Origin of the sequence: Alsobacter ponti (assembly GCF_024294805.1) — a bacterium.
GTDB lineage: Bacteria > Pseudomonadota > Alphaproteobacteria > Rhizobiales > Beijerinckiaceae > Alsobacter > Alsobacter ponti.
Window position 1 is genome coordinate 1 of the sequence record NZ_JANCLU010000037.1, and the last position, 17,475, is coordinate 17,475.

The following is a 17,475-nucleotide window of genomic DNA, read 5'->3' on the forward strand; positions in this document are numbered from 1 at the left end:
GTGAAGTTGGTGCTTCGCAACCCCAGCCTCTCAGCCCAGTCCCGGATGAACAACCTCTATAGCTTCGACAGCTAGGCAATACCGGCGACTTTGGGCCGATCTGCCCCGACGTCGATACTCACTCATCGACGGCACTTGGTCCGGCGCCAGTGGCTGAACGACAGGTGTGGAAGCTTCGGGTTGCGCTGAGGGAGCCCACACGAAGACGCGCACCGGCCTTGAGATCCCTTTCAGCTGCTGTTCCCCTCTGTCGATAAGGTCGATGGCGAGCCGGCCATGAAGCTCGTCGCGCACCTTGGCCGAAATCGCGATGCCGCCCACGGGGGACAGGGCCTCCAGCCTGGCCGCGACGTTCACGCCGTCGCCCCGCAGATCGCCATCGTCATCCACGATCACGTCGCCCAGGTTGATGCCGATGCGCAGTCGCACCCCTTCGGACCGGCTCGCGGGGTCACCCGCTGCGGCGAGATGCTCCTGAACTGAGAGAGCGCAACGAGTTGCTGCGACCGGGCTGGCAAACTCGATAAGGACGCCGTCGCCGACCTTCTTGAAGGGGCGGCCCCCCATCTGACTGGCGAGGGACATCAGGACGTCGTCAAGGACGCGCCTGAGTTCAGCGACAGCTCGAAATTCGTCGGCTTCCATCAGTCTCGACGAACCGGCGACGTCGGCGACAAGAATGGCCACGAGCCGGCGTTTGGCGTGATGTTTCTCGTCGGCCACGACAGTCCCCAAAGTGTTTCCTCCGCCTATCGCCTAACGCTGGGCGGCCCAACATCGACGCACGAGAAACTACGGTCCGCGTCACCGTTATCCGGCGGCGTTTGCGGGCGACGGGCGCGTGCAGCGAGAAGGGCCGCGTGAGCGTGTGGAAACGGCTGCGGGGACGAGCCGCGCTTAGCACGCGCGAAGCGTCGGCCGGAACAGCTCGCCGAGTTCGAACTTCCGTACGGTTTTGGCGTTGATGGTCTGGAGGATTCACCATCGACGGAGTTCATCATGCGTCCGATCGGGTTCGCCGTACTCGCGATCGTGGCCGCCTGCGTGCCTGCTCTGGCGGACGAAAAAGCGGATGTCCAGGCGTTGAACGACAAGTTTGCGGCGGAGTTCAACGCCGGGAACTTCGCCGCCGTGGCGGGTCACTACGCGCAGGATGCGGTGGCTCTGCCGCCAGGCGCTCCCCTGCAGCGTGAACCAAAGGCGATCCAGGAGTTCTGGACGGCGGCCGGCGCGCAAGTCTCCGATCTCAAGCTGACGGCCCAGGATGTGAAGGCGCTGGGCCCCGACGCCCTCCAGGAGATCGGCAGCTTCTCGCTGCGCACCAAAGGCGCCCAGCCTCAGTCCGTGCAGGGCAAATACGTGGTCATCTGGCGCAAAGAGGGCGGCAACTGGAAGCTGGCGACCGATATCTGGAACACCGATCAGTAGATGCCGCCTGACACGTCGAGCCCGCCATCCCCGATCAAAATGCCGGACGACACAGGATCCGGGCGAGGCTGCCATGGCGAAACTGGTGGAGCGTCGACTGGCCGTGGTTCTCGCCGCCGACGTGGCAGGTTTTTCCGCCCTCACCGCGGAGGACGAGACGGGGACCTTGCAGGCCCTGCTCGCGTCCCGCGCGGGTTTTGACGCCATCATCTCGAAACACCGGGGCCGGATCGCCAACACCGCGGGGGACAGCATCATCGCGGAGTTCCACAGCGCTGTCGACGCGGTGCACTGCGCGATCGAAGCGCAGGACGCGCTGGACGCGATGCCGAACGGCATTCGCTTCAGGATCGGCATTCACTCGGGCGAGGTCGTGCCCAACGGCGATGACATCCTGGGCGAGGCCGTCAATATCGCCGCCCGGCTCGAGGCCCTGGCCGAACCGGGCGGCATCCTGATTTCCGGCGACGTGCACAGGCTCGCCCGCAGACACCTTCGCTCCGCCGTCAGCGATCTCGGGGAACAGAAGGTCAAGAACATCCCCGAGCCGGTCCAGGTGTTCGCCGTGGAGCGGGCTCGCGCCACGCCAATGGGCGACTGCCCGAGGGCGCGCGAAGCCGAAGGCGCCGACAAGCCTTCCCTGGCGGTCCTGCCGTTCACCAACCTCAGCCCCAACCCGAATCACGCCTTCTTCGCCGACGGCCTCGTGGATGACATCACCACAGCGCTGTCGCGGCTGCGGTGGCTCGAGGTGACGGCCCGCAATTCCGCCGTCGCGCTGGGGGACAAGGCCGAACCGGACTCCGTCGGACGCGACCTCAAGGTCCGCTACGTGCTGCGCGGGAGCGTCCGCACGTCGGGAAGCCGGCTCAGGGTGTCCGCCCAACTGGTCGAGACCGCAAGCGGAACGCAGGTCTGGGCGGAACGCTACGACGCCGATGTCTCGGACCTCTTCGACATCCAGGACGAGATCACGGTGAGCGTCGTCGGTGCAATCGAACCGCAGCTCGTGGCGGCTGAAGTCCTGCGGGCCGAGCATCGCCCGCCGGCCGATCTTCGTGCGTGGGAGTGCGTGGCCCGCGCGATCCCTTTCATCTGGAGTCAGACGGTGACGGGCGCCGAGACGGCGCGCTCCTGGCTCGCGCGCGCCGTCGCCGCCTACCCCGACTATGCGTATGCCCACGCCCTCACCGGGTGGTCCTACATGCAGATGTGGTGGGTGGTCGGCAACGCCGATCAGCAAAAACTCATCGCCGCCGCGGAGCCTCACGCCCAAAGAGCATCGCTGCTGGACCCGAGGGAGCCCTGGGTGCACCTCGTGAACGGGCTCATCCACATCCGCAGGCGCGAACCGGAGGAGGCCATCGAGGCCTTCCAGAGGTCTCTCGTGCTCAACCCGAGCTTCGCGATCGCCTACGCATATCTCGGGTTCTCGCTCGGCGTCAGCGGATCGCCCGCGGAGGGGCTCGAGGCGCTGGACCATGCGCTGCGGCTGAGCCCTCGCGACCCTGCCTTGCAGCCTGCCGTCGTCCAGATCGCCGGGATGATTCACTTCGCGGCCGGCGACTACCAAGAGGCGCTGAAGGCCACCAGCCGCTTTCTGCGCGACCGCCCCGACCACCTGGGCGGGCAGAGGCAAATGGCAGCGACGTTCGCCCTTCTCGGACGCACCGAGGAGGCCAGGGCCGCCCTGGCCAGGGTGCTTCACCTCGACCCGAAGTTCCGCCTGTCCGACGCGGAGCGCTCGAACGGCTGGTGCGAGCCCAAGGCGCGCGCCGACTATGTCCAGGGCCTTCGGCTCGCCGGCTTGCCGGAGTGAAGCGAAAATCCCCCTCCCGGGCCCCTCTTGCGACAGCCATTCGCATCGCGCCGCCGGGCTGAAAGCCATCACTCCGCATTCGGAACAACCCCGGACTGAATGCATTTCCTCCGGCTCACAGCAAGCACCACACGAGCGGTGGAGGTGGTCATGGCGATCAACTGGAACCTCATCACGACGGGACCGGCCGGCCTTCCCCTGCCGACCTACGGCAACTATGGCGGTCCGCTCTACTCCGATGGCCAGATCCTGGGCGACCCCAACCAACACGTCGACTACGCAAGCCCCCCGGTGGACCAACTCGACGCGCTCTTCCTGCGTCACGACCAGGCCTATGATTCGCCCGATCCCGGCGTTCGGGCCGCCGGCGATCTCGCGCTCGTCTCCGCGATCGCGGCTCTGCCGGATGCCTCGACCACCGCGGAGCAGGATCTGTATGGCGGGGGCGCTGTCGTGTTCGGGCTTTATCAGATGGCGGTGGTCAACGACCGGCCGGACCTCGTGACGCCCACTCAGGACTTGTTTTACCTGGAGCATGGCCTGGGGATGATCGGGTCCGGCCTGGAGGACGCCAATTCGCAAACCCGGATCGAGGCAGCGCACTGGGCGTTTGACGCTGTGTCGTCAGCCGCTGAGCTTGGGGCGTCGACCACGTCGGTCGCGGCTGACGAGGGCGACTGGATCTGGTCGCAGTCGAGCGCCATCATAACCAATGCCGCTTCTCACCGGCCTTTCGCCAATCCGGGTGCGGCCGAAATTTCCCAAGCTGCCATTCCGCAGATTTCTACTCCTGCCGAAATCGCGTCCGACCAGCTGAGCGACCACCTGGCGACCCTTGCCGCCGCGAGTTGGGCGGACTGGCCCCTTTTGTAAGCCATGGCAAGTCACTCGGAACCCGCGGTAGTCGTCACCTTCGGGCGCCGTCGCTGATGCCCATCGGCATCAGCCCAGGATGCCAGGCGCACGATCGCAAATCGCGCGTAGACGTCTTCAGATTCGCGAAAGTCGGTCGTGTCCCCACGAGTGGTGTAGGAGTAGACTGCCGCTGAGGTGGTCATCGCCAGTCTTCGGCTAGGGTTCGGTTGCGAAGCTGAACCTGGAGCAGGAGACGACGATGACCGACGACAGGATGGCCCTGATTGAGCTGATCGAGAAGGGAGCGGACAGCGACCTCGTTCGCGAGTTGCTGGCTTTTGCCGCCGACCGGATGATGGAACTGGAGGTCGAGGCCAGGACCGGTGTGCCGGCAGGTGCCCGCAGTGCGGACCGCCTTACCCACCGCAACGGCTATCGCGAGAGGGCCTGGGAGACACGGGCCGGGCGCATCGACCTTTCCATCCCCAAGCTGCGCAAGGGCTCCTACCTGCCCTCGTTCCTGGAACCGCGGCGCACGGCGGAGAAAGCCCTCACCGCGGTCATCCAGGAAGCCTACGTGCACGGGATCTCGACGCGGGCCGTCGACGACCTCGTCAAGGCGATGGGAGGCTCGGGGATCTCGAAGAGCCAGGTCAGCCGGCTCTGCGAAGAACTCGACGAGCGGGTGAACGCCTTCCTGTCCCGTCCCATCGAAGGCGCCTGGCCCTACCTGTGGATTGACGCCACCTACCTGAAGGTGCGCGAGGCCGGCCGCATCGTCTCGCTGGCCGTGATAGTCGCCGTCGGGGTGAACATGGACGGACGCCGCGAGGTGCTCGGCGTCGCCACCGGCGCCTCGGAGGCCGAGCCCTTCTGGAAGGCGTTCCTTCGCTCCCTGGCCGACCGGGGCCTGCGTGGCGTGAAGCTCGTCGTGGCCGACGATCACAAGGGGCTTCGCGCGGCTTCCGCGAAGGTGTTTAGCGCCACCCACCAGAGGTGCCGCGTGCACTGGCTCAGAAATGCCCTTGCCCACGTGCCGCCCAAGCAACGCCCGGCGGCGGTCGCCATGCTGAAGACGATCTTCGCCCAGGACACCGCGGAGGCCGCCCACGCCCAATGGCGGCAGGTCGCCGATGCCTTGCGAGAGCGCTTCCCCAAACTCGCCGAGCTGATGGACGGCGCCCGCGACGACGTGCTCGCCTACATGACCTTCCCACGCGAGCATTGGCCGCAGATCGCGTCCACAAACCCGCTCGAGCGTCTCAACGGCGAGATCAAGCGCCGCGCCGACGTCGTAGGGATCTTCCCCAACGACCGGTCCGTCATCCGCCTGGTCGGCGCGCTGATGCTGGAGCAATCCGACGAGTGGGCCGTCACACGCCGATACATGAGCCTGGAGTCGCTCGGCACAATGAGCGATGATCCCGTCCTCAGGCTGTCCGCCGTGGCCGCCTGATCATCCTCGGACCCTGCCGAGGACCGGCGCTCCTACACCAATGCCGGGGACACGACCCGAAAGTCCCCCCTAGGACTCTAGACGCGCCCTCGCAATGGGGAAGGGTTCGGGGCGGGCGCCGTTTGCGGCGCCCCAGCGGCGGTGTCCGCCCGACCATCATCCGAGGCGATCCCGGCAAGCTTGGCAAATGGCCGGCGGTGCGAGCCTCAGGCTTATGACTGAGCAAGATCTATAAGGATCTATAATGTCACGGCGTCCCGAATTCGGGCCGTGTGCCTCGTCACAGCGCTGTCAAACAACGCGGACCATTATTACAAGGGGCCTGCGCCGACTTCAGTCAAATCAACGGTGAGATCGCCATGAGCTGGGAACGCGCCTTTCTCGTCGCAGCGTTGGCCGTCTGTGGTTCGGTGATGGTGCTAGGACCATTTCTCCTGATCTTCGATTGAACCCTGGCTTTACCCCGTCGGACTGCCCGTGCTGGGTCGGCCCGCGACGTCTGGGGGCGCCGGCCTGCAAGCCGTCACCAACGCGCACCGCCGCGTGGTTTGCACCAGCGCTCCGATTTCCCTTGGGCGATGTAGATGATTTTCGGCTGTGGCCGGATCGATGACGGCGGCCACACGGGCGATCCGGTCGGCGGGAAAGCCGCCGCGACGGGCGGGCTCGCGCACGAGCTCCTCACTGGCGGCGTGATAGACGCCACAGATCTTGTCGTCGGTGACAAAGCTTCAGATCCATTGCACGTCGGATCCCATGTCGCGCATCACGCAGCAGGGCTTCTGAGAAATGGCGTGGAGATCGGCTGGGCTGACCTGGCCGGTCCCGCGACATGATGCTCCATGACGCATTTCGGCATGGCGTATCTCACCTTCCGAGACCCGACAACAACGCGCCGCCGGCAATCGGACCAGGCTTCGTCCATCCCTGCTCTGCGGAGCTGAAAAGGCCAATTCAGATAGCCCGGAGCCAGGTCGCAGCGAAATCCTCTGAGCCATGGAAAGGTGGTGGCGAACGGGCCAAGCCTGTGTGATCCTTCAGGTCAGGCGCGATCACAGCGCTGCGGGAGAGAGCGATGAGCACCAGGAGCAAGCGGGGTTGGACCCGGCGCAGCGCGATGACGGCCATGAGCGCCGCGGCATTCATGAGCAGCACCCGGCTCGGTTGGGCCGCCGCCAAAGTCGCGCCGATCACCATCGTGATCAACCAGTCGCCGTGGTTCGACAGCTTCCGGAAGACGGTGGAGCTCTACGAGCAGGAGAGCGGAAACAAGGTCGAGCTCGACGTGAACCCCTTCGCCGGCTCCCTGGAAAAGCAGCGCAACTCGGTGCGGGCGAGCAAGGGCCAGTATGACCTACTGATCATGAACTCCGGCTGGTTCGCCGAGATGTATTTCGGCGGCTTCGTCGAAGCCATCACCGACATCGAACCCGGGTTCAAGCTCGACCCGGACGTCTACACGCTGGGGGATACGATCTATTTCGACCCCGCCAAGAAAACCATGACCCCCGCCGGCAAGCTCATGTCGATGCCGATCTCGCCGCTCATCCCGATGCTGTATTATCGCGGCGACCTCTACAAGGAGGCGGGGCTGAAAGCCCCCGACACCTTTGCCGAGTTAGAAGCCAATGCGCGCAAGTTTCATGCGCCCCCCAAAATGTATGGCATTGTTCAGCGCGGCGCGCGCGGACCGCACACCGTGGCCTATGATTTCTATCCCTACCTCTATGGCTTTGGTGGCGGCATCTTCAAGGATCAGGCCGCGGCCGACTATTCGATCACCCTCAACGACGAGAAGGGCAAGGCGGCGCTCGACTACTACATTCGCCTCGCGCGCGAAGCGGGCCATCCCAAGACGGCATCGCTCGATCAGGCCGAAGTGATCCAGAACATCGTGACGGGCAAGACCGCGCACATGATCACGGTCATCGCCGCCTGGTCGCAAATGGACGATCCCACGAAATCGGTCGTCGTCGACAAGATCGAGTTCGCGCCGCCGCCCCACGTGCCGGGCGTACCCACCGCGCCAGGATTGGGCCATTGGCTCGGTGGCATTTCGAAGAACGTGCCAAATGACCGCAAGCGCGCCACCGTCGAGTTTCTGCGCTGGTTCCAGACCAAGGACGCGCAAGTGGCTGCCACCAAGGCAGGCGGCATCCCCATCAACGCGGCCGCCTATCGCGACCCGGTGGCCGACGAACGCAAGTACCGTTGGATGAAGCCGCTGGCCGAGGCGCTCAAGCATTCAGTGAACATCTATCAGTTCCCCGAGGCGAGCGAGGTCATCGCCGTGCTCGAGCTCGGACTGAACCGGGCGATCGCCGGCGAGATCACCTCGACCGTCGCCTTGAACTCCATGGCCGACGAGATCAACGGCATCATGGCGAAGTACAACTACAAGACCGGCAAGCTCGAGCCGCTGAAATAGTCGCGCCATCTCGGCTCGGTTTACGGGCCGCTTGCGATCTGGAGAGATGCCGATGAGCGTGCGTTCCCTGCCGGCCACGCCAGCAGGGCGCTTGCAGCCCCGCGCGGGTGGCGAGCGCGCCGGCGATCGCTACGGCGACGACCCCGCCTGGCGGTGGGCCACGCTGGCGCCCTCGCTCGCAATCATGCTGGCGCTCAGCGTGTTGCCGCTGCTGAACCTGTTCTGGCTCAGCTTCAACAACGTGACCTGGTCGGGCGGAGTGGCGACCTGGACTCCCGTCGGGCTCACCCACTACAAGGCGGTGTTCTCGGACGCGCTGTTCCGGGCGGGCGTGTGGAACACGACCGTGTTTGCGCTGGGGGCCGTCACGGGGCAGATGATCCTCGGCTTTGTCATGGCGCTCTACTGCAGCCGGATCCAGCGCGGGCGCGTGCTTTACCGAGCTCTGTTCATCCTGCCGATCCTGATCCCCGGCATTGTCGTGGGTGCGATCTGGAAGCTGATGCTCAACTACGATTTCGGGCTCGCCAACCAGGCGCTGGGGCTTGTGGGGATCGAGCCGGTGGACTGGCTTGGAGCGAATGAGACCGCCCTGCTCTCCGTCATCCTGGTCGACATCTGGCACTGGACGCCGTTTTGTTTCCTGCTCTTCCTGGCCGGGCTGGAGTCGATGCCGCGCGATGTCTATGAGGCCGCTCACATGGACGGCGCATCAGGCTGGCAAGAGCTCCTGCATGTCACATTGCCCATGATGCTGCCCACCATCATGGTCACCTTCGCCTTCCGCATCGTTCTCGCCTTCAAGGTCTTCGACGAGGTGTATTTGCTGACCGGAGGAGGTCCGGGAACGGCAACGGAGGTGGTGAGCTTCACGCTGTACCAGCGCTTTTTCACGGAGGACCGCGTCGGCTATGGGGCGGCGATGTCGATCATCGTGATTTTCCTGGTGTCCGTCTTGCTCGTGCTGGCGCTGTCTGCCAGGCGCCGTTCGGAGACCGGGCCATGAGCGACCCGCACATGGTGGGTGCCCGCACCGCCGTTCCGCACCTCGTGCTGGGCGTTTGCGGCCTTGCGGTGGTGCTGCCGGTGGTGTGGGCCATCGCCGCCGGTTTTCGCACGCAGATTTCGCTGCTCGTGGGTGAGCTCTGGTTCACGCCCAACCTCGCCAGCTTCAACGAGGTGCTATTCTCGAAAACCTCGGACTTCCTGCTGAACTACCGCAATTCGCTGATTGTTGGACTGAGCAGCACGCTGCTGTGCCTGGCCGCCGCCACGCTTGGCGCCTGGTCGCTGCACCGCATGCGCTGGCCGCGCTGGGTACCGGCCCTGTTTCTGGCCTGGGCGATGGCGTTCAACATGATCCCGCCGGTGGCGCTGGCCGGAGCATGGTTCACCATGGCCCGCACGGTGGGGCTCGACAACACCTTCGCCGGGATCATCCTCGCCCACACCGCCTTGAACCTTCCAATGGCGCTGTTCTTGATGAGCGTTTTCGTGCGCGAGGTGCCGCTTGAACTGGAGGAAGCCGCGCGCATCGACGGCGCTTCGACGCCGGTGCTGCTGTGGAAAGTGGTCATTCCCCTGGTCACCCCTGGCCTCGCGGCGACCGGCATCCTGACCTTCGTGTTCAGCTGGAACGAGTTCGCGGTCGCGCTCAATCTCACCATGAAACAGACCGCAACCGTGCCCGTCGCCATCGCCAAGTTCGCCCAGGATTTCGAAATCCAGTACACGCAGATGGCGGCCAGTGCAGCCCTCTCGATCCTTCCCGCGCTGGTTCTGCTGCTGATCGGGCAGCGCTACATCGTCAAGGGACTGACGCAAGGGGCCATCAAGTGAACGCTCTGTCGTCGCCTCGGCCGGGAGCGGCGACGCAGTGGCGCCCGCGGCCACATCACAGGACCCCATCATGAAAACTGTCTTCGTTCTTTTCGACTCGCTCAACCGGCACATGCTCGGTGCTTATGGCGGCACGCGCGTCCCGACGCCGAACTTCGACCGACTGGCGCGGCGCACGATGACGTTCGACACGCACTATGTCGGCAGCTTGCCCTGCATGCCCGCCCGCCGCGACATGCTGACGGGCCGCCTCACCTTCCTGCACCGCAGCTGGGGGCCCCTGGAGCCCTTCGACAACGCCTTTCCCGAACTGCTGCACCAGGGCGGCGTCTACAGCCACCTGGTCACGGACCACTTCCATTACTGGGAGGATGGCGGCGCCACCTACCACAACAGGTACGACAGCTACGAATTCGTGCGGGGTCAGGAAGGCGACCCCTGGAAAGCCATGGTGAAACCGCACTGGGAGCGGCTGCGGGAGATGTACCACGCGCGCCAGTTCACGCAGGAGCGGCGCGAATACTTCTCCCAAAACATCATCAACCGTGAGTTCATCAAGGACGAGAAAGATTTTCCCTCGGTGCAATGCTTTGCCCACGGGTTCGAGTTCCTCGACATCAACCGCGAGGCCGACGACTGGTTGCTGCAGATCGAGACCTTCGACCCGCACGAGCCCTTCCACGCCCCGGCCCGCTTCAAGGAAGCCTTCGACACCGGCTGGAAAGGTCCCATCCGCGATTGGCCCCGCTACGGTCGGGTCGACGAATTGCCCGACGAATGCGAGGAGCTGCGCGCCAATTACTACGCGATCGTCTCAATGTGCGACTTCCTGCTCGGGCAGCTGCTCGATTATTTTGACCAGCATGACATGTGGAAGGACACGGCGCTGATCGTCACCACCGACCACGGATTTCTGCTGGGCGAGCACGACTTCTGGGCCAAGAACCGCATGAACCTCTATGAGGAGGTCGCGCGCATCCCGCTCTTCCTGCACGATCCCCGCACCGACCGCTCGGGCCGTCGCTGCTCCGCCCTGACACAGTCGATCGACTTGGCGCCGACCGTCCTCGACCTCTTCTCGGTGCCGCGCGCGGTGGAGATGGATGGACTGTCGCTGGTCGACATCGCCGAGGGCAGATCCGCGAGGCCGGCGGCGCTGTTTGGCTATTTTGGCGGCGCCGTGAACGTGGCCGACGGGCGGTTCACCTATCACCGCTATCCGGCCGACCTGCAGACGCAGGAGATCTACCAATATACCTTGATGCCCACGCACATCTTCGAACCGTTCTCGGTGGAAGAGCTTGCGCTCGCGAGCCTCGCCGAGCCGTTCCCGTTCACCAAGGGCGCCAAGCTGCTGAAGGTGCCGGTGATCCAGCGATCGCCGTTTTACAACGTCTACGGGCCCGGCGCGATGATCGAGAACGACACGCGGCTTTACGACCTGGCCGCCGATCCCGGGCAGGAACACCCCATTCGCGATGCCGCTGCCGAGGCGAAGCTCGAGGCGGTGATGGTCACGTTGATGGCGGCAAACGAGGCCCCGCCGGAGGCCTTCACGCGCCTGGGTCTGGCGCCTTTAGCCGACGCCCGGGTCCCGGCCACGCCCCGATGACCCCGGACCCGCTCCGCCCGATCGTCGGCGATTTGCGGCAGATCGCCAGCGTTCGCCCCATCGTCCTCGACGACGGGCCGGAGCGCGGTGTGCGGGCGCTCGCCTTCTCGACCGGGGGTGGACTGGATTTCTGGGTCATGGCGGAGCGTTCGCTCGACATCGGCCCGTTGTGGTACCGGGGTTCACCGGTGGCATGGCAGAGCCCGGCAGGGTTTCGCAGCCCGACCCTGCACGATCCCGAAGGCGATGGCGGCCACGGCTTCAACCGCAGCTTTTCCGGGTTGCTCGTCACCTGCGGCCTCGAGCACATCCGCCAGCCTGTGCAGGGCCGCCCCCTGCATGGGCGGCTCCCCTTCACGCCGGCCCGCGTGCTCGCCCACGGGGAAGATTGGGAGGCTCCGCAGCCCACCCTCTTCTGCGAGGGCGACGTCGTGCAATCCCGCTATGGCGGCGAAACGCTGCGCCTGCGCCGCCGCATCAGCGCGCCGGTGGGGGGGCAAACGCTGAGCATCCTCGATCGCGTGACCAACGAGGGCGCGCAGCCGACGCCGCATGCGCTCCTCTACCACGTCAATTTCGGCTACCCCGCCGTCGCCACCGGCACCGAGATCCACTTCGGCGGTCGGCGTGTCATGGGCCCGATCACGTTGCCCGATCCCGGCCCTCAGCCTGACGCGGTGAGCATGCCCTCAGGGCCCGGCGAGATCGCCGCGTGTCAGCTGATCACGCCGACGCCGGAGGGGCCGGCGTTCCGGCTCACCCTTTCCTTCTCTGCGGGCACGTTGCCGCATCTCCAACTCTGGCGGGACTTGCGTCCGCAGGCCGGCGTGCTGTCGCTCGAACCCTGCACCAGCGCACGGCTGGCGGGCGGCGCGAGCCCGCCGCCGGAGGACCTTGCGCCCGGCCAATCCCGACAGTACCGGGTGGACCTCACCTTTTCTGGAACCGCCTTGGGCCTGCCCTGCTTCGCCGATCCGCGATCCGCGCCATGAGCGCTGGCCAGAGGAGCTTCAGGGGTGATCAGACCGACCCGGCGGTGATGGGACCGGCTTTTGCCACCGCAAGTTTCCGGGCCCCCGCGCGCCTGGAGTTGGTGGCCGCGGGCGTGAGGTGCACCAGCGCCGCCGCCGCCAGCCAGGTCCAGTGGCCAGGCATCTCGGCCATCGAGGAAAGCGAAGTCGGCGTGTACCTCTTTGTCGCTCCCGAGCAGGCGTGGATTGTCCCGCTGTCGGCCTTTGCCGATCGGACGGCCATGGCCGCCTTCGCGCAACGCGCGCGGGACTATCGCGCCTCGGCCCTCCAGCCAAACGACGAAACGAGGCCGTCGCAGGACGGTCCGCCACGACCGTGACTTAGGTCTGGGAGGGCGCGCCTCCATCTCCGTCCGGCCATGCGCGCATCAGCCACGATCCGGCGGCGTGTCCACGGCCGGCGCGGTGAGCCTCGTCTGAAGGGACTCCAACGTCAGGCCGCGAAGCATGGAATTGATTCGTTTGCGTGCAGCTTCAGCGACTTGTCCTCGAGCAAGGCGCCATTTGGCCTCCCCGCCACCGCCGCTCTCCTGGACACACAGCATCGCGGCCAAAAGAACGGGCGTATTGCGGCACACGAAGCGATAAGCGCGCCCTTCAACTGTGGCGATCCCGCGTCGCAACCCGCTTGACGGTTCCGGGGGAGACAGTGAGACGCGGTCGTTCCAAGGCATGCGGCGGGCCGGCTTGAAGAGGCTCGCCTCGTCATCGCGCATTGGCGCCGTGCCCGCATTGATTTCGCGCAACGGCGGGAGACCCGTGAAAGTGGTAAGGCGCAACCGGACGGCCCTCAACCGAGTGTGGGCGCCCCGGACCGAAGGACCGCCCCCCTGCCTTCTGCCGCCTAAAGCTTCTTTCACGACGACTGGGCCGAAGGCAGGTCAGCCTGGGTCCGTCACGCCAAGGTCGTGGGGCTGTCCGTCGTTGCGCCAACTGGCGGCAGCAAGCCCCCTTTTTCTTTTGGTCAGCGTCAGGAAGATGATGTGTCAGCTGGCATCGCTGCTGGGCGCGACGATCAGATCGCTGCCAATAAGACTTGTTATTGCAACGCCAGAAGAGCAAAAGAGGACGGTTGGATCCCCCGAGCGCTGCGCGTTGGGATGCGTCCCGACAACAAGTCGGACTCAGTCGAGCGACCCTCAGACCCCGCCTGACCAATCGCATGGCAACGCGTCCATATGCCGGCCCTTCGGGCTCCGCCGGGATGGACGTGACCATGTGAACTGCCCGCGTGGGTCGACCGGGAGCGCGACAGCATTCGACGCGCCGATCGCTGTGTAGTCTTGGGCTGTGTTTGTTTATCATTGAGGCGCAGCGGGACAGATATCGATTCGCTTTGCTGCCCGGGAGAACACCATGTTGGAAGAATTCAAGAAATTCGCCTTGCGCGGCAACGTGATTGATCTGGCCATCGGCGTGGTGATCGGTGCGGCCTTCGGGGCGATCGTCGCCTCCCTGGTGGCCGACATCATCATGCCCGTGGTTGGCGCTGTCACGGGAGGTCTCGACTTTTCCAATTACTACCTGCCCCTGTCGTCGAAAGTGCAGGCGGGGCTGAGCTATGCCGACGCGAAAAAGCAGGGCGCCGTTCTGGGCTATGGTCAGTTCCTCACCATCGCCCTCAATTTCGCAATCGTCGCCTTTGTGCTGTTTCTGGTGATCCGGGCGATGAACCAGCTTATCAAGAAGCAGGACGAGGCGGTCGAGGCGCCGCAAGCGCCCGAGATCCCGGCCGACGTGAAACTGTTGGCGGAGATCCGCGATCAGATGGCCGACTTGAACGCCAACCTCACGACGCGCCGAGGCTAACCGCCCTCCCCCCTCTCCAATCAGTCGTGCACGTCTCCAGTCAGTCGTGCACGACGTCCCGGACGGCGCGGATCAGCGTCGTGGCAAAGCCTTCCGGGTCGGCGTCGAAGGCGCGCCGCAATGCCCAGAGCAGCGCTGCTTCCGTCGTGACGATCGGCGCGATCCCCTCCCCGATGGCGGCCGCTCGCGCCGCTTCGAGGTGGCCGATGAGGTGGCGCCAGTCCGCCAGTCCCAAGGTGTCGTCAACGTCGTCATACGCAACATCAGTCATCGTCGAATGCCCCAACCTTGCGATGGACAATAGCTCGGCGCTGCATCAACGTCTTGCCCGAATCCGGCTCGTCCGATCATTTTTGAATGCCTCGTATGGTCGGGCCGAGATGTTGCGTGTCCCTCACTCCGATTCGTCTGGACACGGGCTTACGGCCTTGAGCACCGCGGCGTCGCCGGAATCGTCGCGGATTGCACCCTGGGCGGTACCGGCGAGCCAATGTCGGAGCCCTGTCCGACACCGATACGCAGGGCTGTGACCCAGCACATCTTTCAATCGAATTCGGCTTGATAATTGGTTTCAAAAGGCGACAAATGTTTGCGCTCGTCGGGCTGCTTGGGTGGAGAGCAGGTCATGACCGATTCAAGCCGTTCCGATGACAGACAAACGGGGCGCGCGGCGAAGGCCCGACCGCGCCGCGATCCGGCGTTCATCATCATCGCGCTCTGCATGTTTGTCGCGGCGTTTTTCGTGCAGGGGCTGCTCGGGCTGCTGCGCTGAACGATGGGCTTGGCTCAGCGACCGACCAACAAAGCTGTCCCCTTCCTCGCCCTCGTCAACATCGTCGCGCTCATGATTTGGGATGCAATGAATCTCGGTTAGCGTACGGTCGGGTGCGCTTCACGCCGGTAATTCGCCGGCGCCGGGTCCCGCAAGAAGACATGAACGGGATCCTTAGCTCTGGTTCCGAGAGGTGATCGCATCAGACATCTTCTCAGCCATTGTGGGAAGACTGGTGTTGGCGCGCGGCACCGTCGGCATCACGGAAACATCGACCACGCTCAGTCCCTCGACGCCCGGCCGCTTCGCCGCGAACGGCGCGCTCGACGGGATCGGAATGCGCCGCCGCCATGGACAGCGCGGCATGCTATAGTGGCGATCGTCGAGGTTCCCCCGATCGATCGAACGCGAGGAGACGGTTGGATGAGCGACACGAACGCCCTGTTGGCCGCCTTGCGTCAGTCCGCAGACCCGGCCGTGGCGGACAAAATAGACGAACTCGTCGCGCACGGTACCGACCGCGAGCTCAACCGCGTCAATCCTGTCGCTTTTGCAACCCGTTACGGGTTCGACGAGGACCGCACGGTCTCCACCTTCCTGCACGCCGGGCGCATGGGCCTGTTCGACATATCGTGGAACGTGCTCTGCCCCGGCTGCGGCGGCGTGATGGAAGCCGGCTCGACGCTGAAGACCGTCAACCGCGACCATTATCACTGCGCGCTCTGCGCCACTGGCTACGAACCCACGCTCGACGAGATGGTGGAGGTGACGTTCACGGTGAGCCCGCGCGTGCGCCGCATCGCCGCCCACGATCCCGACCGCTTGCCGCTGCTGGAATACTACCGGCAGGTCTACTTCAGCTCCGGCGTCGCCTTGCCGGAGGACCTGGAGGCACGCTTTTCGAAGTCGATGCTGGAGATGGTGGAGCTTGCACCCGGCGAGCGGGCCATCTTGTCCATGCAATTGCCGGAAGGTTTCATCATCATCTTCGACGCAGTGACCCATTCGACCCAGTTCCTGGAAGTCAAGGGCGAGCCGACGCAGGAGCGGCAGCTCCTGACGATGGTGATCAGCCAAGGCCAATCGGGCAACCAGGCGCTGACCTTGCGCCCCGGCCCCCTCCGGCTGACGGTGGAGAACCATACCGACCGCCGCGTCCTGCCCAATGTGTGCGTCGCCGACGACAACCTGCGCGGCATCTTGAGCACGCGCGTGCGCTTCCTCACTGCCAAGCAATTGCTGAGCAACCAGACCTTCCGCGACATCTATCGTACCGATACGCTCGACATCGACCAGCGGCTGAAGATCACCAGCCTCACCTTCCTCTTCACCGATCTGCGTGGCTCGACGGCGCTGTACGAGCGCGTCGGCGATCTCGCCGCGTTCGACCTGGTGCGCGCGCACTTCAAGGTGCTCTACGACATCGTGGCCGCGGAAGCCGGGGCGGTGGTGAAGACCATCGGCGACGCCGTGATGGCGACCTTCCCCACGCCGGAGCGCGCGGTGTCGGCCGCGCTGCGCATGCGTGAGGCGATGCGCACGCTCAACGACGAGCGCGGGCACGAGGAACTCCTCCTCAAGATCGGCTTGCACGAAGGCCCCTGCCTCGCCGTCAATCTCGACGACCGGCAGGACTATTTCGGGCAGACCGTCAACATCGCCTCGCGCGTGCAGAATCTGGCGGACACGCGGGCCATCCTGACCACCGAGGCGGTGCTCACCAACGACCGCGTCGCAGGCATCCTGTCGGGCAGCGGCATCGAACCCGTGCCCCGCCCGGCCACGATGCTGCGCGGCATCGACCATGAAGTGAAGATCTTCGCCCTGCCCTGACGGGACGTGGGGCGGAGTTCCATCTTATGCTACTCTCACCTGGCGTTCGCGATGTGAGCGTGTTGGGGCGGACGCCGCTCGCGGCGCCCCATCGTCGGTGTCCGCCCGGCAAATCTTGCATTTCGCCCCTTGTTCAATGGTCCGCTCGATGACGCCCCAAGCGGGCGCTTTGAGCCCGCTTCCCCAACGCGCAGTTCGAGGCGGCGCGGGCGGTTGGAGAGCGGTTTCACCAGGTAGCGGGACACCGCCACGCGGAATCTGAACCTCCGCGACCTCCAACAACCCTGGACGCGGCCGCCAACCACGAAACTGACTCGGTTATGGTGCGCCGAAGCTCAACCCGACCAAGTGATGCAGATAACCGCGATCGCAGCGAATCCTGTGCCGCCCAGTATCATGGCGACGAAGACCCAGAAGCCATTGCTCATTTGAGCCCCCTGGGATGCTATAGTCCACATGGAGCGGCGCCGGAATATACCCAGATGACTTACGGACAATTGCGACGTTGCGCACCGCTGTGAGCTACTCCCCGAAAACCGGACAGTGACGGAAGCTACGATGTGGCGTCTGCTGGTCTCCAGGGATGGGAGATC

Annotated in this window: 16 protein-coding genes; 13 read left to right on the forward strand and 3 right to left on the reverse strand. The window is 65.1% G+C overall.

Annotation, left to right across the window (positions count from 1 at the left end; translation table 11 throughout):
• Window positions 1–30: 30 nt before the first annotated feature.
• Window positions 31–723, reverse strand: coding sequence for an adenylate/guanylate cyclase domain-containing protein (locus NK718_RS21455; protein ID WP_254746575.1), 693 nt, complete (start codon window positions 721–723; stop codon window positions 31–33).
• 276 nt (window positions 724–999) lie between these two features.
• Between NK718_RS21455 and NK718_RS21460 the strand changes: the two genes are divergently transcribed.
• The 4 genes from NK718_RS21460 to NK718_RS21475 all read left to right on the forward strand — a co-directional run bounded on the left by NK718_RS21460 (window position 1,000) and on the right by NK718_RS21475 (window position 5,558).
• Window positions 1,000–1,428 carry a YybH family protein gene (locus NK718_RS21460; RefSeq protein ID WP_254746580.1) on the forward strand — a complete coding sequence of 143 codons (429 nt, stop codon included), beginning with the start codon at window positions 1,000–1,002 and terminating at the stop codon, window positions 1,426–1,428.
• Between the two features lie 73 nt (window positions 1,429–1,501).
• Window positions 1,502–3,247, forward strand: coding sequence for an adenylate/guanylate cyclase domain-containing protein (locus NK718_RS21465; RefSeq protein WP_254746583.1), 1,746 nt, complete (start codon window positions 1,502–1,504; stop codon window positions 3,245–3,247).
• A 150-nt stretch (window positions 3,248–3,397) separates the two neighbouring features.
• Window positions 3,398–4,120: a phospholipase A2 family protein gene (locus NK718_RS21470; RefSeq protein WP_254746586.1), complete on the forward strand. Its 723-nt coding sequence runs from the start codon at window positions 3,398–3,400 to the stop codon at window positions 4,118–4,120.
• Between the two features lie 241 nt (window positions 4,121–4,361).
• Window positions 4,362–5,558 carry an IS256 family transposase gene (locus NK718_RS21475; protein ID WP_254746589.1) on the forward strand — a complete coding sequence of 399 codons (1,197 nt, stop codon included), beginning with the start codon at window positions 4,362–4,364 and terminating at the stop codon, window positions 5,556–5,558.
• A gap of 458 nt (window positions 5,559–6,016) precedes the next feature.
• On the opposite strand, the gene NK718_RS22230 is transcribed toward NK718_RS21475, so the two are convergent.
• Window positions 6,017–6,268, reverse strand: coding sequence for a hypothetical protein (locus NK718_RS22230; protein ID WP_371877344.1), 252 nt, complete (start codon window positions 6,266–6,268; stop codon window positions 6,017–6,019).
• A gap of 365 nt (window positions 6,269–6,633) precedes the next feature.
• On the opposite strand from NK718_RS22230, the gene NK718_RS21485 reads away from it, so the two are divergent.
• The 7 genes from NK718_RS21485 to mscL all read left to right on the forward strand — a co-directional run bounded on the left by NK718_RS21485 (window position 6,634) and on the right by mscL (window position 14,277).
• Window positions 6,634–7,986 carry an extracellular solute-binding protein gene (locus tag NK718_RS21485; protein ID WP_254746595.1) on the forward strand — a complete coding sequence of 451 codons (1,353 nt, stop codon included), beginning with the start codon at window positions 6,634–6,636 and terminating at the stop codon, window positions 7,984–7,986.
• A gap of 52 nt (window positions 7,987–8,038) precedes the next feature.
• Complete coding sequence (locus tag NK718_RS21490; protein ID WP_254746597.1) at window positions 8,039–8,992, forward strand: carbohydrate ABC transporter permease; 954 nt, start codon at window positions 8,039–8,041, stop codon at window positions 8,990–8,992.
• Complete coding sequence (locus tag NK718_RS21495; RefSeq protein ID WP_254746599.1) at window positions 8,989–9,825, forward strand: carbohydrate ABC transporter permease; 837 nt, start codon at window positions 8,989–8,991, stop codon at window positions 9,823–9,825. Before NK718_RS21490 ends, NK718_RS21495 begins: the two co-directional genes overlap by 4 nt.
• Before the next feature lie 70 nt (window positions 9,826–9,895).
• Complete coding sequence (locus NK718_RS21500) at window positions 9,896–11,437, forward strand: sulfatase (protein WP_254746619.1); 1,542 nt, start codon at window positions 9,896–9,898, stop codon at window positions 11,435–11,437.
• Window positions 11,434–12,429, forward strand: coding sequence for a DUF4432 family protein (locus NK718_RS21505; protein ID WP_254746622.1), 996 nt, complete (start codon window positions 11,434–11,436; stop codon window positions 12,427–12,429). The genes NK718_RS21500 and NK718_RS21505 overlap by 4 nt, the downstream gene beginning before the upstream one ends.
• Window positions 12,426–12,788: a YcxB family protein gene (locus NK718_RS21510; protein WP_254746625.1), complete on the forward strand. Its 363-nt coding sequence runs from the start codon at window positions 12,426–12,428 to the stop codon at window positions 12,786–12,788. The genes NK718_RS21505 and NK718_RS21510 overlap by 4 nt, the downstream gene beginning before the upstream one ends.
• Before the next feature lie 1,036 nt (window positions 12,789–13,824).
• Window positions 13,825–14,277 carry a large conductance mechanosensitive channel protein MscL gene (gene mscL / locus NK718_RS21515; RefSeq protein WP_254746628.1) on the forward strand — a complete coding sequence of 151 codons (453 nt, stop codon included), beginning with the start codon at window positions 13,825–13,827 and terminating at the stop codon, window positions 14,275–14,277.
• Window positions 14,278–14,317: 40 nt separating this feature from the next.
• Here mscL and NK718_RS21520 read toward each other — a convergent pair whose 3' ends face one another.
• A complete protein-coding gene (locus NK718_RS21520; protein ID WP_254746631.1) occupies window positions 14,318–14,548 on the reverse strand; it encodes a hypothetical protein in 231 nt (76 codons plus the stop codon).
• Window positions 14,549–14,902: 354 nt separating this feature from the next.
• Between NK718_RS21520 and NK718_RS21525 the strand changes: the two genes are divergently transcribed.
• Together NK718_RS21525 and NK718_RS21535 are read left to right on the forward strand one after the other, a co-directional pair.
• A complete protein-coding gene (locus NK718_RS21525) occupies window positions 14,903–15,049 on the forward strand; it encodes a hypothetical protein (protein WP_254746634.1) in 147 nt (48 codons plus the stop codon).
• 423 nt (window positions 15,050–15,472) lie between these two features.
• Complete coding sequence (locus NK718_RS21535) at window positions 15,473–16,882, forward strand: adenylate/guanylate cyclase domain-containing protein (RefSeq protein ID WP_254746637.1); 1,410 nt, start codon at window positions 15,473–15,475, stop codon at window positions 16,880–16,882.
• Window positions 16,883–17,475 lie beyond the last annotated feature (593 nt).